The sequence below is a fragment of the Clostridium sp. AF35-15 genome, from assembly GCF_003477745.1.
Lineage (GTDB): Bacteria > Bacillota > Clostridia > Lachnospirales > Lachnospiraceae > Otoolea > Otoolea fessa.
Map to the genome: position 1 here is coordinate 26,154 of NZ_QUDY01000014.1, position 25,183 is coordinate 51,336.

The 25,183-nt window shown below is 49.6% G+C and carries 25 protein-coding genes; 2 read left to right on the forward strand and 23 right to left on the reverse strand.

Annotation, left to right across the window (positions count from 1 at the left end; translation table 11 throughout):
* Nucleotides 1–50: 50 nt before the first annotated feature.
* The 12 genes from DWZ76_RS13365 to DWZ76_RS13420 form a co-directional block, all read right to left on the reverse strand.
* A complete protein-coding gene (locus tag DWZ76_RS13365) occupies nucleotides 51–1,349 on the reverse strand; it encodes a LysM peptidoglycan-binding domain-containing protein (protein ID WP_117796612.1) in 1,299 nt (432 codons plus the stop codon).
* Between the two features lie 191 nt (nucleotides 1,350–1,540).
* Nucleotides 1,541–2,140, reverse strand: a complete 600-nt coding sequence (gene yyaC / locus DWZ76_RS13370) for a spore protease YyaC (RefSeq protein ID WP_118472972.1) — start codon at nucleotides 2,138–2,140, stop codon at nucleotides 1,541–1,543.
* Nucleotides 2,141–2,355: 215 nt separating this feature from the next.
* The gene (locus DWZ76_RS13375; protein ID WP_117796611.1) at nucleotides 2,356–3,450 is read right to left on the reverse strand and encodes a hypothetical protein; all 1,095 of its coding nucleotides are present in this window, start codon (nucleotides 3,448–3,450) and stop codon (nucleotides 2,356–2,358) included.
* Between the two features lie 45 nt (nucleotides 3,451–3,495).
* Entirely contained in the window at nucleotides 3,496–3,762 is a 267-nt protein-coding gene (locus tag DWZ76_RS13380) for a hypothetical protein (RefSeq protein WP_107001749.1), read from the reverse strand.
* 150 nt (nucleotides 3,763–3,912) lie between these two features.
* Nucleotides 3,913–4,716, reverse strand: coding sequence for a sugar phosphate isomerase/epimerase (locus DWZ76_RS13385; protein WP_227589700.1), 804 nt, complete (start codon nucleotides 4,714–4,716; stop codon nucleotides 3,913–3,915).
* 78 nt (nucleotides 4,717–4,794) lie between these two features.
* Nucleotides 4,795–5,943, reverse strand: coding sequence for an ABC transporter ATP-binding protein (locus DWZ76_RS13390; RefSeq protein WP_117796609.1), 1,149 nt, complete (start codon nucleotides 5,941–5,943; stop codon nucleotides 4,795–4,797).
* Between the two features lie 42 nt (nucleotides 5,944–5,985).
* The gene (locus DWZ76_RS13395) at nucleotides 5,986–6,810 is read right to left on the reverse strand and encodes a carbohydrate ABC transporter permease (RefSeq protein ID WP_022360021.1); all 825 of its coding nucleotides are present in this window, start codon (nucleotides 6,808–6,810) and stop codon (nucleotides 5,986–5,988) included.
* Nucleotides 6,800–7,690, reverse strand: coding sequence for a sugar ABC transporter permease (locus DWZ76_RS13400; RefSeq protein ID WP_022360022.1), 891 nt, complete (start codon nucleotides 7,688–7,690; stop codon nucleotides 6,800–6,802). The genes DWZ76_RS13395 and DWZ76_RS13400 overlap by 11 nt, the downstream gene beginning before the upstream one ends.
* Before the next feature lie 213 nt (nucleotides 7,691–7,903).
* Nucleotides 7,904–9,271, reverse strand: a complete 1,368-nt coding sequence (locus DWZ76_RS13405; RefSeq protein ID WP_118472973.1) for an ABC transporter substrate-binding protein — start codon at nucleotides 9,269–9,271, stop codon at nucleotides 7,904–7,906.
* A gap of 428 nt (nucleotides 9,272–9,699) precedes the next feature.
* Entirely contained in the window at nucleotides 9,700–11,049 is a 1,350-nt protein-coding gene (locus DWZ76_RS13410) for a glucose-6-phosphate isomerase (protein ID WP_117796606.1), read from the reverse strand.
* A 126-nt stretch (nucleotides 11,050–11,175) separates the two neighbouring features.
* Nucleotides 11,176–12,261 carry a hypothetical protein gene (locus tag DWZ76_RS13415; protein ID WP_117796605.1) on the reverse strand — a complete coding sequence of 362 codons (1,086 nt, stop codon included), beginning with the start codon at nucleotides 12,259–12,261 and terminating at the stop codon, nucleotides 11,176–11,178.
* A 331-nt stretch (nucleotides 12,262–12,592) separates the two neighbouring features.
* On the reverse strand, nucleotides 12,593–13,291 hold the full coding sequence (locus tag DWZ76_RS13420) for a 5'-methylthioadenosine/adenosylhomocysteine nucleosidase (RefSeq protein ID WP_022360026.1): 699 nt from the start codon (nucleotides 13,289–13,291) through the stop codon (nucleotides 12,593–12,595).
* A 458-nt stretch (nucleotides 13,292–13,749) separates the two neighbouring features.
* Between DWZ76_RS13420 and DWZ76_RS13425 the strand changes: the two genes are divergently transcribed.
* Nucleotides 13,750–13,998 carry a TIGR03905 family TSCPD domain-containing protein gene (locus DWZ76_RS13425; protein WP_022360027.1) on the forward strand — a complete coding sequence of 83 codons (249 nt, stop codon included), beginning with the start codon at nucleotides 13,750–13,752 and terminating at the stop codon, nucleotides 13,996–13,998.
* 191 nt (nucleotides 13,999–14,189) lie between these two features.
* Here DWZ76_RS13425 and DWZ76_RS13430 read toward each other — a convergent pair whose 3' ends face one another.
* On the reverse strand, nucleotides 14,190–14,726 hold the full coding sequence (locus tag DWZ76_RS13430) for a hypothetical protein (protein WP_117796604.1): 537 nt from the start codon (nucleotides 14,724–14,726) through the stop codon (nucleotides 14,190–14,192).
* Nucleotides 14,727–14,739: 13 nt separating this feature from the next.
* Nucleotides 14,740–15,582: a hypothetical protein gene (locus DWZ76_RS13435; protein ID WP_117796603.1), complete on the reverse strand. Its 843-nt coding sequence runs from the start codon at nucleotides 15,580–15,582 to the stop codon at nucleotides 14,740–14,742.
* A 175-nt stretch (nucleotides 15,583–15,757) separates the two neighbouring features.
* Here DWZ76_RS13435 and DWZ76_RS13440 point away from each other — a divergent pair, with 175 nt between their 5' ends.
* Complete coding sequence (locus tag DWZ76_RS13440) at nucleotides 15,758–16,825, forward strand: undecaprenyldiphospho-muramoylpentapeptide beta-N-acetylglucosaminyltransferase (protein WP_117796602.1); 1,068 nt, start codon at nucleotides 15,758–15,760, stop codon at nucleotides 16,823–16,825.
* A 100-nt stretch (nucleotides 16,826–16,925) separates the two neighbouring features.
* Here DWZ76_RS13440 and DWZ76_RS13445 read toward each other — a convergent pair whose 3' ends face one another.
* The 9 genes from DWZ76_RS13445 to DWZ76_RS13485 all read right to left on the reverse strand — a co-directional run bounded on the left by DWZ76_RS13445 (nucleotide 16,926) and on the right by DWZ76_RS13485 (nucleotide 25,183).
* Entirely contained in the window at nucleotides 16,926–17,483 is a 558-nt protein-coding gene (locus DWZ76_RS13445; protein WP_227589698.1) for an RNA polymerase sigma factor, read from the reverse strand.
* 10 nt (nucleotides 17,484–17,493) lie between these two features.
* Entirely contained in the window at nucleotides 17,494–17,916 is a 423-nt protein-coding gene (locus tag DWZ76_RS13450; RefSeq protein ID WP_022360422.1) for an HIT family protein, read from the reverse strand.
* Between the two features lie 215 nt (nucleotides 17,917–18,131).
* On the reverse strand, nucleotides 18,132–19,754 hold the full coding sequence (locus DWZ76_RS13455; protein WP_118472974.1) for a DUF6382 domain-containing protein: 1,623 nt from the start codon (nucleotides 19,752–19,754) through the stop codon (nucleotides 18,132–18,134).
* A gap of 13 nt (nucleotides 19,755–19,767) precedes the next feature.
* Complete coding sequence (locus DWZ76_RS13460; protein WP_117796600.1) at nucleotides 19,768–20,160, reverse strand: hypothetical protein; 393 nt, start codon at nucleotides 20,158–20,160, stop codon at nucleotides 19,768–19,770.
* Nucleotides 20,157–20,720 (reverse strand): prepilin peptidase, encoded by a 564-nt coding sequence (locus tag DWZ76_RS13465; RefSeq protein ID WP_117796599.1) that lies wholly within the window; start codon nucleotides 20,718–20,720, stop codon nucleotides 20,157–20,159. The genes DWZ76_RS13460 and DWZ76_RS13465 overlap by 4 nt, the downstream gene beginning before the upstream one ends.
* Nucleotides 20,721–20,765: 45 nt before the next feature.
* The gene (locus tag DWZ76_RS13470; protein WP_118472975.1) at nucleotides 20,766–21,605 is read right to left on the reverse strand and encodes a hypothetical protein; all 840 of its coding nucleotides are present in this window, start codon (nucleotides 21,603–21,605) and stop codon (nucleotides 20,766–20,768) included.
* 207 nt (nucleotides 21,606–21,812) lie between these two features.
* On the reverse strand, nucleotides 21,813–23,747 hold the full coding sequence (locus tag DWZ76_RS13475) for a DUF5702 domain-containing protein (protein WP_243017852.1): 1,935 nt from the start codon (nucleotides 23,745–23,747) through the stop codon (nucleotides 21,813–21,815).
* Nucleotides 23,744–23,932: a Flp1 family type IVb pilin gene (locus DWZ76_RS13480; RefSeq protein WP_022360416.1), complete on the reverse strand. Its 189-nt coding sequence runs from the start codon at nucleotides 23,930–23,932 to the stop codon at nucleotides 23,744–23,746. Before DWZ76_RS13480 ends, DWZ76_RS13475 begins: the two co-directional genes overlap by 4 nt.
* A gap of 27 nt (nucleotides 23,933–23,959) precedes the next feature.
* A complete protein-coding gene (locus DWZ76_RS13485) occupies nucleotides 23,960–25,183 on the reverse strand; it encodes a hypothetical protein (protein WP_118472976.1) in 1,224 nt (407 codons plus the stop codon).

Below are 25,183 nucleotides of genomic sequence, written 5' to 3' on the forward strand. Positions count from 1 at the left end.
CTGCCATCTTGATTATACACTATTTTAGATGGTTTGGCATTATCTTTTTGCTATTCTCCGGACACATCCGGCAGCACCAGCGTCTGCCCTGCGATAATGCGGTTTTCATCGGTCAGATGGTTGACCGCAAGGATATCGTCCAGATGACGGATATTACCATAAAGCTTAAAACAGATCCCATAGAGTGTCTCCCCGTCCCCGACCGTGTACGTGCCGCCGGGCTTCAAGTTTGTGACCGGATAGTCCTGTCCCGCCGTCGAATTGCCGCCCGGATTCGGCAGGTCGCGCTGTGCCTCCGGCTCCGGCAAAATGTACGGGGCTTTCGTCTCCGCCATTTTTCCGTCCTCTTCGCTCTGCCCGCCGGAAGCCTGTCCATTCTGTCTGCCTGCTATGGCAGTGCCCTCTGTATCTCCATCCGCCGCGCTCTCAAGTGTCCATTTATGCGCCTGTCCTCCGTTTTCCGCTGTTGTTCCGTCTGCATCCACATCGCTGCTCTCAAGCGGCGTCACACTACCGCGGAGCTGTTCCACCGTGACCGCCTCTTTCCCGTCCGCAGTGCCCCGCACACCATCCGGGAGGACGGATACCAGCACACTCTCCATCTCGCGCATTTTCTGGTAATTGCCGAAAAGCACCACGCCGCCGGCAAGCACCGCGACCGAAAGCACGCCGCACAGCGTCCCCAGCGCCCGGATCGTCCCGTAACGCGACGCCGCCTCCTGCTGCCGCTCTTCCATCCGGTTACGGAAATCGCGGATCACCCGATCGCCGGTGCCTGTCTCCACCCGGCGGGCGTCCTTCCGCAGAATCATATAGTCCTGCATCATCTGGTTTTTCTCGTAGTATATATGATATCCTTTCAAACGGTAAAACCCGTCCTCCGACATCACATAGTATGCCGCCTCACCGTCCACACCGCTGTTTATGTACATGAGCTGGTTTTTCCCACCGAAATACTGCTTGTGCAGCCGCCAGTAGGTCAGGGGACTTAACATACACCCCGGCGCGCCGCAGATAAACCACCCCTGCACGGTCTTTTTCGGAAATGTCTCCTCCATCCGCTGGTATGCCTTTTTCCATGCCGCCTCCGAAAAGACAATCTTCTCCCCGGACGGCACAACCTCCTCCATCTCCAGCGCCCCGTCCACAAAGAGGCACGGAACCTCCTGCTGTGGATCCGAATTTCCGAGCAGCAGCCCGACCCGGAGTCCCGGTCCGCCGGATGGATATACCTGTTTCAAATACGTGTTTACATAATCCTCCACATACAACCGGACCACCTCATCCCGCTCGCCGATCTGCCGGATATTTTTCGGCAGTTCTGCGCGGGAACCAGAATATTCTCCCATATGTTCACCCCGCTATGATAGATTCTCCTGAAACCGGGTCTGTACTTGCTTCCATGATTTGATTGCTGCACCGTGCAGCATTTTCAGTGCTGAAAATACCTGCTCAAATACAGTAACATGATTTTCCGTAATTTCAGGAGTATGATGAATTTCTTTCCGCCTATCATAACGCCGATTGCATGCAAAATTTGTCAAACGGAGGCAGCATCCAGGCAAAAATTTTCGACAAGCCCGATCCCCGCGCTGATGCAGTCTGCCAGCTGCATAACGAGTGCCAGGCGGATACTCTGCAGCATCATCGGATCGTAATGGCTGCAGCCCGCCACGATCCCGGTGATAAAGAGATCTCCGACCGCGTGAAGCTCCTTGCAGACGCCAAGCCCCGGCTTTAAAGCCCCACGCCCCAGCGTGACATAGCCGATATGGTTTTCATCGCCAACCGAGGCATCGACCGCCACCACCAACGCATCCGGGTACCCATTTTTTAAAACCTGCGCGTAATGTTCCAGGTTCATCGCGTGCACGGGGCGATCAAGTGTTCCGAATACCAGCGTACCGCGCCGCCGTTCCTGTTTGAGTTTATATCCGATCAACGGTCCCAGACTGTCTCCGGTCGAGCGATCCGTGCCGATGCAGAGGAAAACCAGTTTCTTTTTATGTCTTCGGGTCATTTCTTCCTGAATCAGCCCACTTAACTGCCCTGCCAGCTCTCCCACCGCGTCCCGGCGGGCTGAATTGTAGTAATATATCTCCGGACTGCCACCGAACCGGCTGCGTCCCCGTCTGTTCATCTCCCACACCGTCCTGTTTTCTCCCTGCCTGTTGGACAGGGGTTGTTTTACCTTTATTATAGGCGGGGTGGCAGGAAATTATGCGAAAATTGAAGGATATATACACGGACGAAAAAAGATGTGACAGAAGGCAGCTTTACAGCGCCCGGTGTCACATCTTTTTTCTGGTTGTTCCTATATCTAATTATTTATTTTTATGAAATAATTTCCACAGTTTACTTTCCGCCGCGTTCGCGGTACTCTGCGATGACCTCGCTTAAATTAACGGCTGTGCTGTTATCCAGAATATGTTTTAGCGCGTCCAACTTTTCTGGATTCAGAAATTCCTTGCCTAAGTAGCACTCGTAGGTATCTGTGATAAAGATTCTCTTTTCCTTGATTACCGTCTCGGTATAGTGCAGGCGGCTCTCGACCTCCTGATGGCCTTCTTTGAGTTGTTCGAGCTTTGCACGGCTGTTGCTGGTGATCTCATCGGTCAGGATGGTTTTTGTCACATTTTCGAAGGTGTTTAATGCGTCCTTTTTCTTCTTCGCCGTCTCCTCCAGATCCTGCTCCATCTGGGAGATCTCATCGTCGTATTTTTCCAGATCGTAGAGCGCTTCACTGCGATCCCGACGGATCGAGGAGGTGATCACCGCGATCTTGCGGTTGTTCGCCGCGATCAGACTGCGGATCGAACGTCCTTCCTGCAGCGCCGCCAGATGGCGATCCTTCGTCCAGTTTCCAATCAGGATATACAGTCCGCCAAAAACAACCACATCCACGCCGTAGATCATCGCCAGGTATAAAGTCTTCTGTTCTGGAAGCAGCTTGTAGATGCCGCACGGGATCAACAGGAAACAGATCGCAAAGGTAATCAACACCGTCAGAAATTCTTTGAATCCCCTCGGAAAATACAGCGCATAGTACAGTGGGCTTTTGCAGACAAATGGAACACGATCCGACTGGAACAGCGTCCGCATCCGCACGGCAAGCTCTCGGTTGTGCGCGTGAAGCTCCTGCGTTTCTTCCTTAATCCGCTCCTTGATGCCCTGGTTTTTCGCCTTTTCGCGGCGTGTCCGCGTGCGTTTCAGCTTATCCTGCAGCTTCCCAAGCTCATCGTCATAGCTTTTTTCAATCTCATCCCGGCGCTTTTTCACGGTCGAATTCACGGCATCCGCCACCGCTTTCCGCTCCGTCTCCAGCACGCGCAGACGCTTTTTCTCTTCCTGAGCAAGCGTCTCCTCCTGTTTTTCAAACTCCGCCAGCTCCACCACTGCCTGTCTGGCGTCTTCCAGAAATGTTTTCACATCCGTTATCGCCTGTGCCATCTCGCCCCTCCCGGTCTTTGTCTTTTTGTAACGGCTGCCTGCCCTTTATTCTTCCAGCACCTGTATCTCCAGATAATCGAAATCGATGCTCTCGATAAAGTTGTCCTGGGTAAAACGCGCCTTATCGTGACGTTTGAACTCCTCGATCGTCTTATCCAGCCAGACCGGATGCCCCAGATCAAAGGCATAGCAAATCTGGTCGATCGCGTCAAACACCATCGCCGTTCTCGACATTGTATAATCACCGTTGCTGATCACAATATCCCTAAGCATCCGGTTTTCCTTCATCATTTTTCCCCAAAGACGAAACATCCTGCCGTTCCTTTCCCGCTGTCAAATTTCATTTTTACCGTGTCCGGATGTTCTCTCCGGACATCTTTTCTCACAATCTTATGTCCAGTATATCAGCTTTTTTAAGAGTTGACAAGGCGGGGCTTTTCGGCAAAATTCACTGCCACTGTGTCATCGTGCAGCACTTCCCATTTTCAAAAGAAACTGCAGATCTTCCTCAATCCCCCGCACATTTCCAGAAACGTCCATCGCATACTCCATGACCCACTCGGCATCCGGCGTCGCCTGCTTTGCCAATTTTAAAAAGCAGTCAAAATCAAGTGTTCCCTCATGAATCCTCTGATGGCTGTCGTGGACACCGTCGTTGTTGTGGAGATGGTACGCCACAATCTGGTCCGCCAGCGCGTTTACGACCCGCTTAAGCGACCAGCCGTTCGCCCAGGCGTGCCCGATGTCGATGAGCACCGCATACTGTTCCCGGCGGCACAGATCGATAAATTCCTGCTCATCGAAGAGACGGTTTCCGCGCTCCAGAACTCCGGCATTCTCCACGACCACCTGGGTTCCCGCCTCCTCACACAGCTGTTTCACGGTGTAATAATTTTCACAGGAAACACGGACGCGGTCTTCCTTCTCGCCCGGTATGATGCGGCAGTTGTTGTGATGATAAACGAGATATTTGCTTGAAAGCTCTTTCGCATACGAAAGCGTCTTTTCAAGCAGCTCCATCGTGCGCGCATACTCTACAGTCCCCTCCGCTGCCGAATGCTCTGCCTGATAATATGGACCATGGAAGCTGACCGGGACTTCCTTTAAGAGCGGCATGGCGTCCCGCAGGTTCTTCTCAAAGCATTCCTCATGAAACATCGGAAACACCTCGACTCCCACCTGTCCAGGAAACCGTTTGAGATACGGAAGAACCTGACCGAACTCGCTGCCTTTATACATATTAGTGCTGATAAGAATTTTTCTCATGATTGCATGTCTCCTCTTCAAAATATACGTTCATAATCTTGTTTTGAAAACACTTTTTTCGCTCTATTATCTCTATTCTTACTGGGCGATCGCCTTTTCCAATTTCGGCACCGCCAGCTTTTCCTGTGCGCGGATCACCATCTCCGGGTAACCGAGCGATTTCTCCGTCCCGCGGTCAAACAGATGCAGCTTTTCCGTCTCCACATGGATGTATACCTTCTCACCCGGCTGTGGAATCTCGCCCTCGCGGATGGCAATCAGCTCGTTCTTGTCTCCCTCGACCTGAATATAAACACCGTACCGGTTTCCGTAATCCTCCACGTAACGGACCATGCCCTCGATCGACCGCTCCTGCGGGGTGCGGCTCATCATCACGTGTTCCGGGCGGACACCGGCGTACAGCAGTCCCGACGGGCACTGCGCGGCGATCCGCTGCCAGATACCCGGAAGTTCTACCTTCTGCTTCCCGATGACAAGCGCCCCGTTATGATATTCCGCCTCCACGATATTCATGGACGGCGAACCGATAAACTTCGCACAGAACACGCTTGCCGGACGATTGTACACGTGTGACGGGGTATCGAGCATTTCCATCTTGCCCCGGTACATGAGCGCGATCCGATCGCCAACCGTCATCGCCTCGATCTGGTCGTGCGTAACGTAGACTAACGTCGGGTGGTACATTTCATGGATTTTTACCAGTTCTTTTCTCGCACGCATCCTAAGCTGTGCATCCAGGTTTGACAGCGGCTCGTCCAGAAGGAAATAGTCGGCGCGCTTTACCACGGCTCTCGCCAATGCCACTCTCTGGCGCTGTCCGCCGGAAAGCTCCTTCGGCTTCCGATCCTCCAGCCCTTCCAGTTCCAGCATTTTGAGGACTTCTTTTAAGCGCGCATCGATCTCGTTCTCATCCATCTTGTGCGCTTTTAAACCATATATGATATTATTCTTGACGCTCATATGCGGAAACAGCGCATAGTTTTGAAACACCATCGAGACACCGCGCTCGCCGCACGGCACATCATTTACCACCTGGTCGCGCATCCACAGGTTTCCGGCGGTCACATTTTCCAGTCCCGCAATCATGCGAAGTGTCGTCGATTTTCCACAGCCGGACGGACCTAATAAAATCAGGCGTTCGCCCTCCTTTACCTCCATGCAGAGGTCCTCCACGACCACATTTTTGCCATACGCTTTTTTAACATTTTCAAATACAATATTTTTCATTGAATTAATCTATCCCTTTCTTATGTCCAGCGCAATCTCCCATTATCCCTTCAATCCAGACGCCGCAAATGTATTGATGATATAGCGCTGGAAAATGATATACAGTACCAGCGGAATCAGCATCGTGAGCACCGACACCGCCATCGCGATCGTAAATTCCGTACCGCCCTCGGCGCTGATGTACATCTGCAATGCCAGCGACAGCGTATAATTTTCCTTGGATTTTAAGATCAGCACCGGCCACACATATTCATTCCACGAATTGATAAAGAAAATGATGCCGGTGGAAATGATGGACGGACGCACCAGCGGAATCACAATGTCGCGCATGATTTTCATGTGCCGGATATTTTCCATCCGTGCCGCCTCAATGAGTGCCAGCGGGATTCCACGCATTGCCTGGCGCAGCAGGAAAATTCCCAGCACATCCGCCAGCTGCGGCAGTGCGACGCCCCAGATACGATCGCGCAGACCGATTTTAGAGATCAGAAGATAATTTGGAATCATCGTGACCGTAAACGGGATGAACAGCGTACTTAACATAATAAAATACAAAAATCCTTTTCCCTTAAACCGGAAATAGACGAACGCATACGCCGCCAGAAGTCCCGTGATTGTCTTAAAAATCGTGACCGTCGATGCGATCAGAAACGTATTCAGCGTGATTTTCACAAACGGCAGTTTGTCAAATACATGCCGATAATTTTCCAGCGTCGGATGCAGCGGAATCACCTGAAAAACCGTGTTGAACGCCTCCTGCATCGTCTTGAAAGAGTTGGAAATTGCAAATACGATCGGCATCAGAAGGAGGAAAACGACCACCACCAGAAACAGATGCCAGCCGATCTGTCTGTCTTTAGTTTTCATAGTAAACCCCCTTTTCTACAAACCGGAATTCCAGCACCAAAAGAATGATAAAGAGTGCCATCGTCATGACCGATACCGCCGAGGAAGTTCCTGTTTTATAGAGTGTAAACGCCTCATGGTACGACATATAAATCAGGTTCGAACTGGCATAGTTCGGTCCTCCCTGTGTGACGACCTTGATCGGCGTGAACACATACTGGAGTCCCTGCACGATCGTCGTAATAAACACATAGATTCCAGTTGCAGAACTCATCGGCACGACGATATCCTTAAAAATCTTCCACATCGGCACATTTTCCAGACGCGCCGCCTCGATGACCTCCATTGAGACACCGGAGACGCCCGCTAGGATGTTGATGAAATTGTAGCCAAACGTCTTCCAGGTCGTGATAATACAGAGTACCGCGATGACCCAGCCCTCCGTTTTCGACCAAAACGGCAGTTTCAGCCCAAACCAGCCTGCCACAATCGCGACCGGACCCGAAATCGGATTCAGAATCCATGTATACAGAATCGAGCCGACGACCAGCGAAATCACACTCGGCAGGAAAAAGACCGCCTTGTAAAAACTCTGTCCCTTTTTGATGACGCACGAAAGAATGAATGATAAAATGTACGGCATCACAAAGTTAAACACCAGAAGAATCACGATGTACCAGAATGTATTGCCAAAGATTTTCCATGTATTCGGATCCTTCAAAACGGAAATATAATTCCCCAGTCCCACAAACTTCTTGACCGGCTTTACCATGTTCCACTCAAAAAAACTCAAATACAGCGTGTAAAAAAGCGGATAAAACATAAATACCGCAAACATGACGAGCGACGGCAGCAAAAAAACATATCCAAGCGCTGCCTGTTTTTTGTCCTCCCGATTCAAACTATTTCCTCCATTCCAATGCATTTTATGAAGGGGCTGCCGCCAAACAGCTCTTTCGCGCTCCGGCCGCTTCCTGCGTCTTATCTGCACGCAGTCCATTCTGCCAAAACACGTTCTGCTATTCCGCAACAACCCCATTCTCATTTCTGTCCTAAATTTTGTAATGATTTTTCTGCCACCCGAAAGCCGTTCCAAGCGTCAGGCTGCCTGTCCCTACTGTGCATCCAGCAGCTGGTTGATCGCATCCTGTGTGCTCGTCATACCATCTTTCGCAGATACCTGACCGCCCAGAATCTGGTCTCTCATATCCAGAAGAAGCTGCTCTGCCTCAAGGCCTGCATCGCCCGGGAATGCGGTCCATGATACAACGCCGTCCATCTGCTCAATCGCTGCATTCATCATTGTGTTCTCAGCCAGAAAATCTTTCAATCCATTTTCTGCCTCTGCCACATCTTTTCTCGGCGGTACATAACCGGTTCCCTCGGTCCATGCTGCCATTGATTCTACGCTGTAAAGATACTTTTCAAACTCCCATGCCGCCTGAATCTGCTCGTCGCTCTGCGCGGTGATGGCTAAGAAACAGCCGCCTGCCGGAACCTTGCGCTCCTTGTCGTTCCACAGCGGGGATTTCACGGTTGCTACGTCAAACTGTGCCCCCTTCTGTACGGAAGCGCGTCTCGCAATGGTGGTGTAGAGCATCGCGCAGTTGCCGTCGATAAAGCTCTGGCAGCCCTCTTCCCATGAAACATGAAGGGCAGAACCATCTTTTACCATATCCTGCATCATCTGCATTGCCGCAATGCCGTCCTCGATTGCAAAGCTTGCTTTTTTCTTGCCGGATGCATCCGCAGTCAACATATCCGCTCCCGCGCTCTCAACCAATGCCTGCTGCGCCCAGAAGTCTGCCGGTTCCTGCATATAGAAACCATATTTTCCTGTCTTCTCTTTGACTGCCTCGGCAAATTCCTGTACTTCCTGCCAGGTCTCCGGTCCATCTTCGGAAAGGCCCGCTTCTTTTAAGAGATCTTTATTGATGTAGAGAACCGGGCTGCTTAAGGAGTACGGGATTCCGACCTGCTCGCCGTTGCTGTTGACCGCCAGGTCTAAGACATTTGGAAGGAAATTGTCGGTTAAGAAATTTGCATCCTCGCTGTCGAATTTATCAATCGCATCCTGCGGCGCCACATAGTCAAAGTTATTGGAGAAATAATCCAGAAATGCCCAGCCAATCTGAACAAGCGCCGGTGTATTTCCGGTCGCCGCTTCCGCCTGCAGATTCTGCATCAGACCTTTGTACATATCCGGGTTGTATTTCGCTACTACCTCGATGTGATCATTTTCCTCATTAAATTTCTTTACCAGATCGTCTACGACCAGACCTCCCTGGGGTTCTGCGTTACAGTGCCAGTATTCAATCACCGTTTTATCGCCGGATGCCGCCTTCTCTGCCCCGCTCTCTCCGGACGCGCTCTGTGTGTCGCTGCTTCCTGTCGCCGAGCTGGATGCCTGGCTGCATCCTGCCATCAATGTCATCGTGCCTGCCATCGCAAGCGCCATCAGACGTCTCATACTTACCTTCATTCGTTCTCCTCCTGCTGCGGTGTCCCATCTCCCAGTCTGTCTTACCTTGGAACCAGCCATCTATGTCAAAATCGTGATCGGGAGTCCTTTGCCGCGCTTCTCTTCTGTCAAATCACTTGTGCTGTGTCCAGATTCTATCTTAAAGATGGTTTGTAAAATGCAGGAGGTGATTTATGTAAAAATTATCTATAATTTTTGAAAATTGTTTTTTCGAGGTTCTGCGGCATAAAAGAATGTGCCTTTTTGTGTAATGGGGAATTCCAAGGAATTTCCTATTACACAAAAAAACGCCTCTATCAGTTTTTGCTGATAAAAGCGTTTTTTATTCTATGTTCCGTTTTCTATGTTTATATCCGGGCTGCAGTTTCCTTCATGGAACATGCCGGAGAGAATGCCGCAGAACGCATACTTTTTTATATGTCCGCCCCCTACAGTCTCTTAAGCAGCGCCTCTCTCGCTTCCTCATAGCCCGGTTTGCCAAGCAGTGCAAACATATTTTTCTTATAGCTCTCTACGCCCGGCTGGTTGAATGGATTGACACCCAGAAGGTATCCGCTGACGCCGCAGGCAAATTCAAAGAAATAGAAGAGCTGTCCCAAGCTGTATGCATCCATCGCCGGGATCGTCACTTTCAGGTTCGGCACACTGCCGTCGGTATGTGCCAGAATCGTGCCGTTCATCGCACTCTTGTTGACGAAATCCACGCTCTTGCCAGCCAGATAGTTCATACCGTCCGTGTCAACATCTTCTTTCTTCAAAATGATCTCCGCCGGAGATTCAGCCACTTCCAGAACTGTCTCAAACATGATTCTCGCGCCATCCTGGATGAACTGACCCATCGAATGAAGATCGGTCGTTAAATCAACCGCTGCCGGGAAAATACCTTTCTGATCCTTGCCCTCGCTCTCGCCGTAGAGCTGTTTCCACCACTCCGATACATAGTGCAGGCTCGGCTCATAGTTTGCCACAATCTCGACCTGTTTGCCCTTCCGGAGCAGAATGTTGCGGACCGCCGCATATAACAGAGCAGAATTCTTCTCAAACGGAGTCTCCAGTGCATTCTTTCTCGCGTCTGCCGCGCCCTGCATCAACGCATCTATATCCGCGCCGCTGACCGCGATCGGAAGCAGACCGACTGCCGTCAGGACGGAGAAACGACCGCCAACATCATCCGGAACCACGAAGGACTCGTAGCCCTCTTCATTTGCCAGATTCTTGAGTGCGCCCCGCGCCCGGTCTGTCGTCGCGTAGATTCGCTTGTTTGCCTCTTCTTTACCATATTTCTCAATCAGCATCTCCTTAAATACACGGAATGCGATCGCCGGCTCCGTTGTCGTACCGGACTTGGAAATAATATTGATAGAGAAATCTTTTCCATCGACCAAATCCATCAGATCATGGATGTATTTGCTGCTAATGCTGTTGCCAACAAAGTAAATCTCCGGTGTTTTTCTTTTTTCTTTCGGAAGATTATTGTAAAAACTATGGGACAGGAACTCGATCGCCGCTCTTGCGCCCAGATACGAACCGCCGATACCGATTACCAGCAGGACATCGGAATCCTTCTGAATCTTCTCCGCAGCTTTTTTGATGCGTCCGAACTCTTCCTTATCATAGTCCACCGGAAGGTCGATCCATCCAAGAAAATCATTGCCCGCTCCGGTCTTTTCTACCAGCGTCTCTCTTGCCGCCTGCACGCCCGCCTTGATACCGGCGATCTCTTCCTCATGAATAAATGCAGCTGCTTTTGAATAATCAAAGATCACATCTTTTTCCATACGTTTTCTCTCCTTTGCATTTCAGCCGTCCGCAGGCGGCGTGATTACTTTGTCAAAAACTTAACTTATCCTTATTATAGCAATCTGGACACCCATGTGCAACCGGTTTTCAGTTGGATTCATCATTTACAATCCCGATAAATACTCCCTCATAATATCTCCTAGGACCTGCGCCTCCTCGCGGCTCAAACCTTTCATCCAGTCACCTGCATTTGCCTCTCCATTTCGTGTTTCCCGCGTATCCCGGCTTGCTGCAATCTGAGCGAGGCTCTGCTTCAAATACTCCATTTCCTTGTCGCTGGGACGCTCCTTTGCTTCCTGCCTGGGACCCGTATTGTTTCCCGTTTCATTTCCTGATACCATCCGGCGATCCGCAAGATGCCCATCTGTCTCATGCTTGTCCCGTTCCTCCGATTCGCACGGTGCAGTGCGAACTGCCCGCATCAGATTCTGTGCCCGTGCATCCCGCTCACGGAACGGATTCACTCTCATCGCTGTCCGCGATTTTCCTTTTTCAAACTCCGTTTCTCCCAGATCCCGATTATTCGTTTCTGCGCCATCCCGACTGCTCACACCGCGCTCTGCCCGCAAAGCACTCTGCAGCCGTTTCGGCATTTCCCGCACATTCGAGTCCGCGCCAGCAATTCCGCCGGATACTCCAGAAACTCCTGACATTTCCTGTCCGCGCGTCTCCTTCTCACGTGCCGCCCGAAGGAACACCGAATTATCCACATACTCCAAAAGCGCCGTTTCCAGCCGCTGCTGTTTCTGGTCAATCTGGAAACAGCTCTCGATAAATGCCAGAAACAGACCACTCATGACAGCTGCCGATGCATACAGCACAATATAGCTTGCATCCAGCTCATACCAGTACGCCAGAAATGCCTCCGCTGCTCCGGTCAGAAGCCCTAAAAGCACCATTTCCATTGACACGCCGTTCCACGCATCCAGCGAAATATGTAAAAATGAAAATCCGTCAATCTGCTTGTCCAGATATGCCTGCGTGTTCACGATGTTCTGTCCCAGGCGGCAGGTATTTTCCAACCGCTGCTTCAGATTTTGAAGATTCTTGTTCCGGGTCATCGCCATGTTGTCAGTTTCTTTTAATAATCTTTTGTAGAGGCTCCGTGTAATCAACTTGCTGACAAATCCGATCATTCCGATCGCCGCAAGAACGGACAGCGCTTTTCCAGTTTGTAAAAATTCCAGCATAAAAAAGCTCCCCTTTCTCTACTTCCGGATCACTTCCGGATGGCTTGCCACAGGTCAGGTTTAGGCGCTTCGCAGTTTGTCTCTTGCAATTTGCTTTTTACAATCTGCTTTTCACATTCTGCTTTTCACATTCTGCTTTTTGCGCCCTGTCAAATCCCGCCTGCATCGTGGCTTTATTATAGCCGCCGAAAGAGTCTTTGTGAAGATGAGAAAGGGGAAAATCGTTCGTCAAATTCTGCCTTAATTCGATTTTAAATAGGTATTAATAATGCGTATCATGCAAAATTTCGGGTTATTAAAAATTCTGTCTGTGAATCATATCTATGACTCATTACGCCTCATACCGGGACGCCATTTCAAGCAGTAGGTTTACCGAATGCTTGATCGCCTGCGCCTCAAACGCCGCATAGTCCATACCTGCGCTGTCATCCGCCTTATCTGAAATGGCACGGATAATCAGGAACGGGATTCCGTTTAAATATGCCGCCTGTGCGATCGCTGCGCCCTCCATCTCGGTACAGCTTGCGCTAAACTGCTCGATCAGCCACTCCTTTTTTGCCTTATCCGAGATAAACTGATCGCCGCTTACCACGCGTCCCGGAAATGCCTGAATCTCCGGATTGACCTTCTGGTTGCACTCAATCGCCAGCTCGCGCAGCTTCTCATCCGCCTCAAATGCAAAGGTATCTACTCGCGGAATCTGTCCGATCCGGTATCCAAATCCGCTCGCATCCATATCATGCTGCACCGCATCCGTCGATACAACGATATCGCCAATGTTGATCTCTGCACGCAGGGAACCGGCGATACCTGTGTTCACAATCGCGCTGATATGGAACCGATCCGCCAGAATCTGACTGCACATACCTGCATTTACCTTACCGATACCAGAGCGAACCACAACTGCGTCCTTTCCGCCCAGTTTGCCTTGATAAAAATCCATACCGGCTACGCTTGTCACGGTAACATCCGTCATTTTCTCCTTGATCTGAGCCACCTCTTCATCCATCGCTCCGATGATTCCTAACATCTGTTTATCCTCCTGTTTTTTCTAAATGTACTCTCGGAATCTTTCTGTGCTTGATTTTGTGAGATAATTTTTTGTCAGTTGCGCCCAAATTTCTGAAGCGTTGGCGTTGCGTCCGCCTCTGAAATTCGGGTGCAGCTGGCGGAAAATAAGCCGCAAAAGCAAGTGCAGAAAAGACTCCGAGCGTACATTCTATTATTCATCCTTCTATTCTTTTTAACACGACCGTATCGTCACAGTTCACACGTTGTACAAATTCCTGCTGCCACCATGTTTTCTTACGGCACTTTCGATTCCAAAAGTGCCTACCTATGAACAGTTACACCGTATCTTCTCAAAAGAAAGTATACTGGATTTTTGTTATCTTGACAACACCTTTACTGGCAGACTATAATCATTTTACTGCGGTGGATTCCCGCCACAGCAGATTAAAACACATACCATTTTGAGGAGGTTTTACCATGACATACAAGACAAAGGGAGTCTGTTCCCGTGAGATTAATTTTGAAGTAGAAGATAATAAAGTAAAGAATGTGCAGTTCGTCGGCGGCTGCTCCGGCAACACACAGGGCGTTGCCCGCCTGATCGATGGCATGGATATTGACGAGGCAATCTCCCGCATCGAAGGCATCCAGTGCGGCTTCCGCCCAACTTCCTGCCCGGATCAGCTGGCACAGGCGTTGAAGGAGTATAAAGCGAACGTGAAATAGGAATTTTTGAGGAGATTCTTTCACGCCTGTTGGCATAATGAAAAACCGTTTAAGAACCCCCACCTGAAAACATCTGGAATTTTGAATCAGAAATTCCTGGATGGTTGCAGGTGGGGGTATTTATGTGATCGCTTTTTTCATACTATTTCGTGTTGCAAATATAAATTTAGTAACACTGTCCCCGTTTAGAATTAGTCGCCGTATTCGGTGATTTTGATTCCCTCTGTTTTTGTCATAAAGGACTGTCCCTTTCCATTTGACTCTACATAATGAACGCCAACTACTCTATAATAATATCCTGTTTTCTGGTTTTTCACTGTAAAATCATTCGACATTCCTGATAAATCTTCCGTTGGAAAATCCTCTTTGCTAGCATCATATATATATCTAGAAACTTCTACCCATTTACCATCCTCTTCTCTTTGCAGAACTGCAATATTTTTTATTTTATCACACTCTACATGAGCTACTGTCTGAATAAGGATTCCAATATCTCCTTTTCCTAAATTACTAATTCTTGTTAATGCCGTATCAATAATACTTCCCCTTGGTTCTATCCCCCTCGCAATTCCCTCCGAAACATTTTCATTTAATAAACAAGCATTGCTATAATCCGCCTCTTCAACCGAAACTCCATTAATATACTGTGTGTCTGCTGCATAAACTTGCATCATACTTGCAGCTATAATCATTCCTGCACATATCAGTGTATATAATTTTTTTCTCATATAAAATTTCCCCCTAATAATTTTCTAAAAATAAATTTTCAACAATCTTTTTAAACTCTTTTTTAGGAATTATCCCCGAAATTTGATAGTATGTATCCCCTTTTACAATATTAGCACTATATTCAAATTTCCCATCTGAAAGCTCTGATTTTTCAAAATAAATATTTTCTTTTAACAAATCATTATAAATATACTCTTCTTTTTTTCTATCAGATATAACATTTGTAGAATTACCAGTACCACCTACTTCTTCTAATATCTTTACACGATATTTTTCATAAGAAAAATACATTATAACCCACGTTTCTCCTATATCTGCTTTTACATACTTCATCTTTTTAGGCATATACGCAAGTTTCAACGGACGAACCTTTGTTTTTTTAGTTATTTCTATATATGCTTTATCTAATTCATCCTCTCCAGGAATAGCCTCAACATTATTTAAGACAATCTCATTCCGTACACTGTCCTTCTCCCGCACCACATACCGATACTCCCTCTTCGCCCCAACCGAAATCCCCATCGCCACAACCATCACTGCGATAGCGGCGGCAGCTACAGAGACTTTTACAATCGATTTCAACCGGCGTGGTTTGCGAGCTTCTTCGTGCAGTTTGACAATGTTCTCGCTGGATGATTCTTTTTCACTTTCCGGGCTTGTTCCCACCTCCGCTTCTAACTTTGCCATCAACCTCTCAAAGCCATCTTCTGATCCTGGAGGTATGTCGCTGTCTTTTACTTCCGTCTGTGCAAGGATAAAATCCTTCAACAGCTGATCTTCGCTGACTCCAAACGCTTCCTGCAGCAGGCGCTCTGCATCTTCTCCAGCTTTTTTTCCGCGCCGGCTTCTGCTCACTTTTTATCCCTCCTCTCTGTCCTCGTCCTAACTTTTAGGTTGACTTTTCTTTTTTTCCGTTTACTATACTAAATGTAACCCTTTGCGGGTATGATAAAGCATAAAAACAGTTGTTTTCAGGTTATGGTTGTCCCCTCACACCGTAACCAGCGGCTGATGTGTGGAGGAAACTACTATGAAAAAAATCATTCTGACCGGCGGTGGTACTGCAGGTCATGTTACACCGAATCTCGCCCTGCTTCCGGCACTGCGCGAGGAAGACTTTGAGATTCACTATATTGGTTCTTATAACGGCATTGAGCGCCGCCTGATCGAGGCAGCCAGCATCCCTTACGATGGAATCTCATCTGGAAAACTGCGCCGTTATTTTGACCTTAAGAATTTTTCAGATCCGCTTCGCGTTCTGAAAGGATACTTTGAGGCTCGCAAGCTTATGAAAAAATACAAACCGGATATCGTCTTTTCCAAAGGCGGTTTTGTCGCTGTTCCGGTCGTTCTGGCTGCCAAGCATTATAAAGTGCCTGTCATCATCCATGAATCCGATATGACCCCAGGACTGGCAAATAAAATCTGTATTCCAGCCGCTTCCAAGGTATGCTGCAACTTTCCGGAAACACTTAAATATCTTCCGGAAGATAAGGCGGTTCTGACCGGTTCCCCGATCCGTGAAGAGCTTCTGCACGGGGATCGTCTGGCGGGACTCCAGTACGCCCATCTTTCTGCCGATCGCCCAGTAATTCTGATCATCGGCGGAAGTCTCGGCTCCGTCACGGTCAATCAGGCTGTCCGCGGCATTCTTCCGCAGCTTCTGAAAACCTATCAGGTAATACATATCTGCGGAAAAGGCAATCTGGATGAGTCTCTCATCGGCACCGAAGGATATGTTCAGTATGAGTATGTGGATAAACCACTCCGCCATCTCTTTGCAGCGGCAGATCTGATCATCTCCCGCGCGGGCGCAAATTCCATCTGCGAAATTCTGGCACTCCGCAAACCGAACATTTTGATCCCTCTGTCGGCTGCTGCCAGCCGCGGCGACCAGATCTTAAATGCCAACTCCTTTGCAAAACAGGGATTCAGCACCGTTCTGGAAGAAGAAGTTTTAACCGCAGATACTCTCAGCCAGGCAATCGAAGAGACCTATAAAAATCGCCAGCAGTTCATTGATAAAATGTCTGAAAGCCACTTAAACAATGCTGTCAAAACCATCATGGGGCTGATTCATGATTGCGCACGCAGTTAGTAGCATTGCTACGTTTGTATAGTACAAGACTAAAACACTGAATATGTAAGCTTATCATCACATCGGACAGATTCGAAACGGCTCTGCTTCGATGTGATTTTTAAATATCAAACAGCTTTGCCCTCAACACGCGCTTCTGCAATTCTGCTTTTGCCCTGTAAAGACGTGTACAGCATACCGTTGATTTGATTTTCAAAACCGCACAGGCTTCTTCCGCCGTCAAGCCCTCCAAAACACGGAGAATCAAAACATCCCGCCAGTCCTTCTTCATAGATTTGACAATCTTCCATACGTTCCAATAGATATCCCTATCGATAACCTCCTGATCCAGAAGCTGAATTCCTATCTCCCCTTCCAAAAGAAGGTTCATAATCTCTTCTTCCGCATCCGGATCTTCCAGATGCAGCATCTCGCGGCGCCGCATCTGCCTCCGGTTATCGATCCACTTGCTCCGTAAAATGCGGATCAGTAAAACCAACTTTACTTTATGATCCAGATCTAACGAATAGCGCTTGTAATATTCAATGAAAGCTTCATGCACCATATCCTCAATGTCATCGTACCCTACTCCAATTCTATACGCATATTTCTTCAGCGGTACCAGGTACTCTCTGTAAAGCGCTTCAAAAAGCGCCATTTTTTCATTCTCATGGTGCATATCCAAACTCCTATCGCGTCAGTTCTTCGCGGATGGAGCTGCTAATTTCTGCCAGCTCTTCCGGCGTTGCTTTTCCTGGCGCCCATGTCACCATATCCGGTCCATTTTCATATCTCGGAATAATGTGTACATGGAAATGAAAAACAGTCTGTCCTGCGGATATGCCATTGTTCTGAACCACATTGAAACCCGTGCAGCCCAGTGCTTTCTTCATCGCCGCACCAATCTTTCCAGCTAATGGAAGAGCTTTGGCCGCAATCGCCGGATCCAGCTCACATAAATCTTTGAAATGCTGCTTCGGCAGAATCAGCGCATGTCCCTTCGATGCCGGTCCTAAATCCAGAATCACACGAAAATCTTCATCTTCATAAACCGTTGAGGATGGAATCTCTCCGCCAGCGATCTTACAAAAAATACATTCTTTGTCTGTCATGTCGGTCTCTCCTTCTCTCTATGCTTCTCCATTCACTGGAAAAGCGGTATTTTCTTTTGTCACTTGGCTTGAAACTTCCATGTCAAGTGCCTTTATTATAGCATATCCCCATGGCTTGTTCTATGTAAATTTGCAGAAACGCGAAATTGATGTACTTGCAAAATAATTCACATCAATTTCGTGTTTTTGGTTATTATTTCATATTTTCAGACAATTTATCGGTGTTCCCAAAATTTATATCCGACATCCGCCAAATAAATGGAATCCCCATTCCCCAAACTGACTGTTTCATTTGCCTGAAGCGGATAGCCATTGACCGATGTTCCATTGGTTGAATTGAGATCTGTCAGAATGTATACGCCCTCCTTCTGATCGATCCGCGCATGAAGACGGCTGACGGTCGGACGGTCAATACATGCGTCCGACAGCCCCGGATGTTTTCCAAGTGTAAATGGAATATAGGAAATCTGAATCACTGTTCCTCCGGCTTCCACCGGCTCTAAGCGCACCGTTCCTTCCCCATTCTTTGAGGCAGACAGAAGCGTAGTCCCCGCTTCTCTCGCCCGCTCTATCTGTGCTTCTTCTTCTCTTCGAAGTTCCTGCCGATAAGCTTCTTCACTCTCCGGATAGACCTGCCAGCGGTTTTCAGGCGTTGTCTGCTGCCAGTCTTGATATGATAGAGTCCCTTCTATCCCAGACCGTTCTTTCTTTTTCTGGATCACTTTCCTCTCACCATTCCGCACACGACTACTCTTTCCACCTCGTCCAGCTTCATTCGCCTGATCCACTTCCGTGCTTTCCTCTCTATCCTCTCCCTGACCTCGATTTTTCTTCCTGCCACCATATACCTGCCATTTTCTGCGGGCTGCCAACATCTCCCTCAAAAACACGATTCCCCCGATGCCGCCGCTGATTGCATACAGCCATACATCCATTTCTCCCGTCACGTACCAATACACAATGCCAGCTGCCACCGCGCTTCCAAGTACCTTTATCCACCTGTTCTGCCATTGTCCCTTTTGTTTTCCACCTGCCCTTTCAGACTTTTCCCCCACTTCATCTGAGTTCTCTACCGGCTCCAGGTTCTTTTTCACCGTTTTCTCCTGATACAACGCTTCCTGCCTATATTTCCAATCCTTCCTGGCTGGCGTTTGAGTGTCAGAAGCCATTTTCCCAGATCGAGATTTCAACGTATCCCTCCGATTTTGCTCCGCTTCAATCCACTCCTGCCGATCCGCCCACACTCCCGCCGTCTCAGGATCCCCCTCATCCTCGTTTCGTTTTTCTGCCGAAAAGATCCGATCTTCCCCCGAAAGCTGGCGCAGCAGATCTGCCGTTCCGTAATTCTCCCGCAGACTAATCTGGTACAGATTATAAGCTAATACAACAGCCTCCCGATCCTGATGATCCGCACGTTCCAGAAGATACCCCAGCAGTTTTGAGAGCGCCTGCGGCGCCTCTTCCCGATGCCCCGGAACCAGACATAATTCCACAGTAAAATGATCGGGTTCCAGATACAGATATTCCGGATCCAGCAAAAGCTGTTCCTCTTTTAACAGGTACTCTTCCACCCGCTTCAGAACCGCCAACACACCAAGCAGAATCGACCGGAGTTCTTGTCCCGACAAGGTCCGCTTTTCCAACACCCGTCTAAGTGGCTGTCTCGACGTTATCTCATAATAATATTCTCTCGCCTCCTCCGTCTGGCGGACCCGGAACTTCAAAAGCCCTTCGATGGCATTCGCCGACAGCATCTGTACCGCATAGCCCGTTTCTTCCTCCGGCGCTTCGATTATCATATAATTATGATTCATTTCCCGGCTGTACCGAATCTCCATCCCGTATCCTCCATCACTCTGCATTTTCCAACACTGTCAGCAAACGGATCGCCCGCTCCGGCTCCTGTCCGCGCAGGGATATCTCCGTCTCTGTACTGCTCTTTACCCTTCCGTCCAAGTCTCCCCCATCTTCCCGGATCGTCAAAACTGCATCTCCGCACCGGAAGAATCCATGCAGGCGCTGTCCAGCTCTGCTGCTTATCTCCCCCACAGTCATTCCATCTCCCCGCAACGTTTTTTCCTCCCGATACAGGCACCATTCCATCGCCTCCTGCAGGACAAAACGCCCCGTAATCCTGCCATGCACCTCAAACACTCCATTTAACAGTGCCGCGATAAAAAAGAATGCAACCGCCATCACAAACGAGGCTTCCACCGTATAACTGGCAGAAACCTCCCGCTTCATCCAAGAGATGCTATCAGCATCCAAATCCACACCGGAAGCACACACGGCAGAAATGGCAACTTCTTTTTCCGCATTTTCTCCCATAGACCATTCCCCTTTCCGCCAAGCAGTGCCGTAAGCATCCAGACACCTCCTGCCAGACTGCTCACAAATACAGCTCCCATCAAAAGTTCAAGCGTCCGCCATCCCCCCAGATAGCACCCAGTGATCAGAAAAAAGCAGCCATCTCCCAGTCCGACCGCACCTTTCGTCTGCCGCTCCATCCAGAACAAAAAAATCCCCGGCAGCATTCCCAAAAGCCATACCGTTATCTGCAACACACTTTTTTTCCAATCCCATCCATCTTTTATAACCGACAGCACACACCGTATCATCGTAAGCGCCATTCCTGCCGTTCCAAATCCATATAGCCAGCTTACGCGTATCCGTTTTCTATGAAAATCCTGCCAGGAAAAGACCATCAGAAAAAGTGAAAAAACAACCGCACAGAGGAAACATACTGCACTTTCCAAATCCATCCGCGTAAATCCCATGAAACTTATCTCTGCACTGTTTTCCATCACTCCGCCCTCTCACCCCTCCTTGATTCTTTCCGCCATCCGCACCTATCCACTTCCACAGTATGAACACACCCCCATATATTCCACCTCTGATCGCCGCACCTTCTGCACATAATATGCCAATGACGAACAGTCCTGCTTTCCATGGTAAACCTCGCCGGACGGAAGAATATACACCAGACCTCCCGCCGACACCGTCTTTCCACAGTATCTGCAAGCCTTATAACGGCATCCCCCGCTGTTTCTAAGCACCCCCGAAATTACATCTGCATACGCAGCCGCGGTGATCTGATTCGATATATAATGGCACGAAGGTGAGAGATGGTAGCGCGTACTGTCCCGCCCCACATAGACCCATTTTTCCTCCGGTTCTGAAGCGTTTTTCTCTGAGAAATACCCGCCTTCCGCCCCAATCCATCCCCGCTTCCGGCTCCGGGAAGTAAGCGTCACATGGTCAAGCGCAAATACCGAGAACGGCAGCCGCACCTGATAGGAGGCGCGCAGGTCAATCCATTCTCCATCTTCCGATACGCGGCTGGCACCACACTGGATATTGGACACTTTGTTCCCGCCCGCTGTCTGAATCTTCTCCTTTAAATATCCCTGCAGGATAAGCCCGGACGGAAGTTCTGACCAGCCCCCCGTTCCCTTTTCTTCTGCCTCTGCCGCTTTTCCCGCCTCCATTTCTGCCGGATGCACCGTATGGGATGTCCGATACACCTGCCATCCCAGTTCCCGCCCCGTCACTTCCAGCACCGTCTGCACCTTTCTCTGAGTATCCAGTATTTCCATCGGAACTGACAGGAGAATCACCGTAAACATAAACAATGTCAGACTAAGCGCCGCCTCAATCGTCAGGCTCGCACACAGGGAAGCAGAGGACAATGCCCTTTTCCAGGGTCGTTTTGTTACTTGGGCTCTATGCCGCCGAAGGACGGGTATCCCGACCGCACAGATACTTTCATTTATTCGTTTTGTTAGGTTAGTTGTCATCATCTTTTTTACTGGCTTTCTTTATGTACTTGGAGAGGCACATTCACTTGCATCATCTCCTGAAAAAGGACACTGTCCTCCACTCCCCTGTAATTGTGTTTAATATTCCTTCTGGGACGTTCTACGAAGCGGTATCAACGTTCCCTGTGCCGCATAGGACACACTTACCCCATACTGGCACTGATCCATCCGAAATCCCGGCTCTTTTTCTGAAATGCGGTTCTGAATCATATCCATCATCCGGTAACAGAAACGGCTCTTTCCCTGTATCAGGAAAAAGAGTTTCAGCCAGTCCTGGTAGTCCAGCCCTCTGTCGTCTGTCCCGTTTTTCAATGAAGGATCCGTCCCCGTTTCCAGAAAGATGGACGCGCCCTTTTCCGTCAGAGCAGAAAGCGAAATCTGCCACTCCCCCGGCTGTTTGAAAAAAGGAATTTTTCCGCCCGCCAGCAGAACCTTCACATCTGCCACCGACTCTGCAAACGCCCAGACTGTCATGATAAAGAAGGATGCCGCCGCCGTGATCGGTGTGATTCCCGCCAGCCCCGTGATTGCCAGCGCCAATGCTTCCGCCTCCGACCGTTTTTCAGAATCCGCATATAAAGCTGCCAGATTCACCGCCTCGCGCACAGCCAGAAGTTCATTGACGGTGCGTTTTAAATTTTCCCGCTCCGACGCATTTCCCTGTAAGAGATATTCCTGCTCATAATGGACACTTCCCGTCTTTTCCTGCCCGAACCGGGTAAAAAAATGCGCCGCATACGCATCTAAAAGAGCCCGTTCAAGCCCCGCCGTCCAGACATCCCCAGCTGTCCCCCGCTTTCCGCTCTCTCCGCCTGCATACAATGCCGACGGAAATGCCGCGGTCGAAATCCAGTTTTCTGAAATCACAGTTCCCGCCGGCACACAAAGACTCAGCAGATCCGTCCCCGACAGGCGGCTGACTGCTTCCAGCACATTCATTTTTTTCTTGTCTCGGACTGCCGGAACCCGGAAACGTCCATCCTTCTGAAAACCCGCTGTGATCGTCAGAACCGGCGCCCACAGCGCTTCCTCGTCCAGCTCATCGTCCTCATCGTCAGGCTCCCAATCATCGATATAATCCTGTATCTCCTTTCCTTTCCGGACTGCTTCTGCAACCACCTCTTCATTTCCGTGAGCCGTCTCTTCTGTCTTTTTTACCTCCTGGCGGCGCGCTCCATCCGCATCCAAATACGAACGATACCCCCGCATCTCCTCCTGTACCATGCCCCAGGAGCCTTCTTCCAGATCCGGCTGGGCTTCCTGCGCCTCCTGCTCCGATCCCTGCAGTTCTTTCGCAAGCCGGTCCGCCTGTTTTTCATACGCCGCAACCAGCCCCGGAATCTGCTTTAATTCTTTCTCTAAGCTTTCCGCCGATTGAAAGAACGAGCTTCCATCCGCCTGGCGAACCGCTGCCTCCATCTCCTCCAGATGTTTCTCCTGTTTTTGCAGGCAGGCTCCGATCGCCTCGATCGACTCTTCCAGACGCAGCACTTTTCTGCCATTTTCCTGATATCCTTCCGCAATCCCATGAACCGCCCTTGCTTCCGTCATCCGTTTTTCCATCTCAGGCAGTTCAGACTCCTCACTTTCCAGCGTCCAGACACCCACTTTCATATAATCGGTAACTTCCTTCGCAAAGAAATCCCCATTATGCCCGGTGATCGCATCCATCGCTTCGATCTGTACCTTGCCGCCGCTGACCGGATAAAAGGGCGCTGCCGCCAGATATGTTTCCATCTGCGGCTCCATCTCCGCCGCCAGGCGCTCTTTATCCGCACATTCCAGCACAAAAATCCGGTATTTATCCCAAATCTCCCGGTGATAACAGCTCATCAGCGAATCCAGGGAGGAATTGAGCGCCATCTGCATATACCAGCCGCTTCCGGCTGCCCGGGCGGACTCAAACAGCCCGCCCATCAGCGCACAGATACAGGTCAGAATCAAACTCAGGAAAACTGTGATACCCCCGCAAACGTCCATTTCTGCTTCAACGTGCCGTTCTGCCCGGATCAATATACCTCCTTCGACTTGCTGTTGATCTGTTTAAAGATATTTGTAAGAAGCGTATTAATCTGCTTTTTAAAGACAATGACCAGACCTATCAGCACCACCAGAATCAGCACTAATTCAATGACCCCCACGCCATCCTCGTCCATCAGAAACGATTTTACTTCTCTTACCAGATACGCTTTATCCATATACTTTTTCTCCTTTCTCCCCATTTTTCAGATCCCAAACGCCAGAAACGCCGGGACTGAAACCATCACCATAATAATCATCAACATCAGAAACAATGGAAGCATCAGCTTTGTGGACGCCTCTTCCCCCCGGCGTCTTGCCAGTGCTTTCTCTTCTTCAAACGCCGACTCCATCTCTGTCTCCAGCGCCTTTCGAAGTCCTTCTGCCCCATTTCTGACATTCTGCTCCAAAAGCCCGGAAAGCTTCCGGTACGGTCTCAGACGGCAGCCCGCACCAAATTCCGCATATGCCTGCAGTTCCGGGACACCGCGCTGCATCCGGTGATATGCCGCTGCCATTTCCCGGTATGCCGCCCGCTCCGTCTGTGTTCCCGCCCGGCATGCCGCCTCGTATTCCAGCACAATCCGTTCCCATGCCCGGCGGACCGGAAGCCCCGCCCCGGAAAATACGGTCAGCTTTGACACAATCTCCGGGTAGTCTTCCATCAGTTCCCGCTTTTTCTTCTTTTTCTCCTCACTCTCCTTCTGTTTTTCATAAAGAGGAAGCAGAATTGCCGCCGCAATCCCCAGCACCGGAAACAGCAGATATTCCCTGTCTCCGCGCACCCGGTAAGATAAATTCTTCCCCTCATACATCTTTGGCAAAACCAGCTGACCTTCCGTTCTCTGCGCCTCATCCATCTGCTTTAACAGCTGCTTAAAACCTGCCTCTTTTTCCTGCTGCTTCGTCCGAAGCGGCGGATATAGCGTGACCGGAAACCGGTACTCCCGGCTGAATGCCCCCGCCTGCAGGGATGCGGTCAGTTCTGTCTGAATCCCCTTCTCCGGGCATTCTTCATTTAAAACTGTCCCATCTGTCTGAATCCATTCCGCATACTCCGGTGTCCAGCGGACCCGGATGCCCTCTTCTTCCATCCAGCCAACGAGATGTAGATCTTCCCTTACCTCCTGCAGGGACGGATTGTTTCCCCGAATTAAATCCGCCAGTTTACCTCCCGCCTCCAGCAATGCTTTTTTTGCATCCTCTTCCGCATATTCCCGCTCTCCGAGCGCAATCTCCACCGGAATCTCCTTCTCCCACAGTCCGCGCACCCACACTTCCTGCTGCCGTTCCCCTTCTCCGTATGCATAGCGGTTCAGCCGGTTCCCCTCTTCCAGCGCCCCATCCCTTTTTTCCACCAGATATCCCACAACTGCCAGAATTATCCCCAAAAGAATGCATAAAACCTGCTTTTTCCCCATTTTCCCCAT

Coding starts and splice junctions, on each gene's coding strand:
- DWZ76_RS13365 (WP_117796612.1), bottom strand. CDS start 1,349: ATGGGAGAATATTCTGGTTCCCGCGCAGAACTGCCGAAAAATATCCGG.
- yyaC (WP_118472972.1), bottom strand. CDS start 2,140: ATGAACAGACGGGGACGCAGCCGGTTCGGTGGCAGTCCGGAGATATAT.
- DWZ76_RS13375 (WP_117796611.1), bottom strand. CDS start 3,450: ATGGCACAGGCGATAACGGATGTGAAAACATTTCTGGAAGACGCCAGA.
- DWZ76_RS13380 (WP_107001749.1), bottom strand. CDS start 3,762: ATGTTTCGTCTTTGGGGAAAAATGATGAAGGAAAACCGGATGCTTAGG.
- DWZ76_RS13385 (WP_227589700.1), bottom strand. CDS start 4,716: ATGAGAAAAATTCTTATCAGCACTAATATGTATAAAGGCAGCGAGTTC.
- DWZ76_RS13390 (WP_117796609.1), bottom strand. CDS start 5,943: ATGAAAAATATTGTATTTGAAAATGTTAAAAAAGCGTATGGCAAAAAT.
- DWZ76_RS13395 (WP_022360021.1), bottom strand. CDS start 6,810: ATGAAAACTAAAGACAGACAGATCGGCTGGCATCTGTTTCTGGTGGTG.
- DWZ76_RS13405 (WP_118472973.1), bottom strand. CDS start 9,271: ATGAAGGTAAGTATGAGACGTCTGATGGCGCTTGCGATGGCAGGCACG.
- DWZ76_RS13410 (WP_117796606.1), bottom strand. CDS start 11,049: ATGGAAAAAGATGTGATCTTTGATTATTCAAAAGCAGCTGCATTTATT.
- DWZ76_RS13415 (WP_117796605.1), bottom strand. CDS start 12,261: ATGCTGGAATTTTTACAAACTGGAAAAGCGCTGTCCGTTCTTGCGGCG.
- DWZ76_RS13420 (WP_022360026.1), bottom strand. CDS start 13,291: ATGTTAGGAATCATCGGAGCGATGGATGAAGAGGTGGCTCAGATCAAG.
- DWZ76_RS13425 (WP_022360027.1), top strand. CDS start 13,750: ATGACATACAAGACAAAGGGAGTCTGTTCCCGTGAGATTAATTTTGAA.
- DWZ76_RS13430 (WP_117796604.1), bottom strand. CDS start 14,726: ATGAGAAAAAAATTATATACACTGATATGTGCAGGAATGATTATAGCT.
- DWZ76_RS13440 (WP_117796602.1), top strand. CDS start 15,758: ATGAAAAAAATCATTCTGACCGGCGGTGGTACTGCAGGTCATGTTACA.
- DWZ76_RS13445 (WP_227589698.1), bottom strand. CDS start 17,483: ATGCACCATGAGAATGAAAAAATGGCGCTTTTTGAAGCGCTTTACAGA.
- DWZ76_RS13450 (WP_022360422.1), bottom strand. CDS start 17,916: ATGACAGACAAAGAATGTATTTTTTGTAAGATCGCTGGCGGAGAGATT.
- DWZ76_RS13455 (WP_118472974.1), bottom strand. CDS start 19,754: ATGGAGATTCGGTACAGCCGGGAAATGAATCATAATTATATGATAATC.
- DWZ76_RS13460 (WP_117796600.1), bottom strand. CDS start 20,160: ATGAAGCGGGAGGTTTCTGCCAGTTATACGGTGGAAGCCTCGTTTGTG.
- DWZ76_RS13465 (WP_117796599.1), bottom strand. CDS start 20,720: ATGGAAAACAGTGCAGAGATAAGTTTCATGGGATTTACGCGGATGGAT.
- DWZ76_RS13480 (WP_022360416.1), bottom strand. CDS start 23,932: ATGGATAAAGCGTATCTGGTAAGAGAAGTAAAATCGTTTCTGATGGAC.
- DWZ76_RS13485 (WP_118472976.1), bottom strand. CDS start 25,183: ATGGGGAAAATGGGGAAAAAGCAGGTTTTATGCATTCTTTTGGGGATA.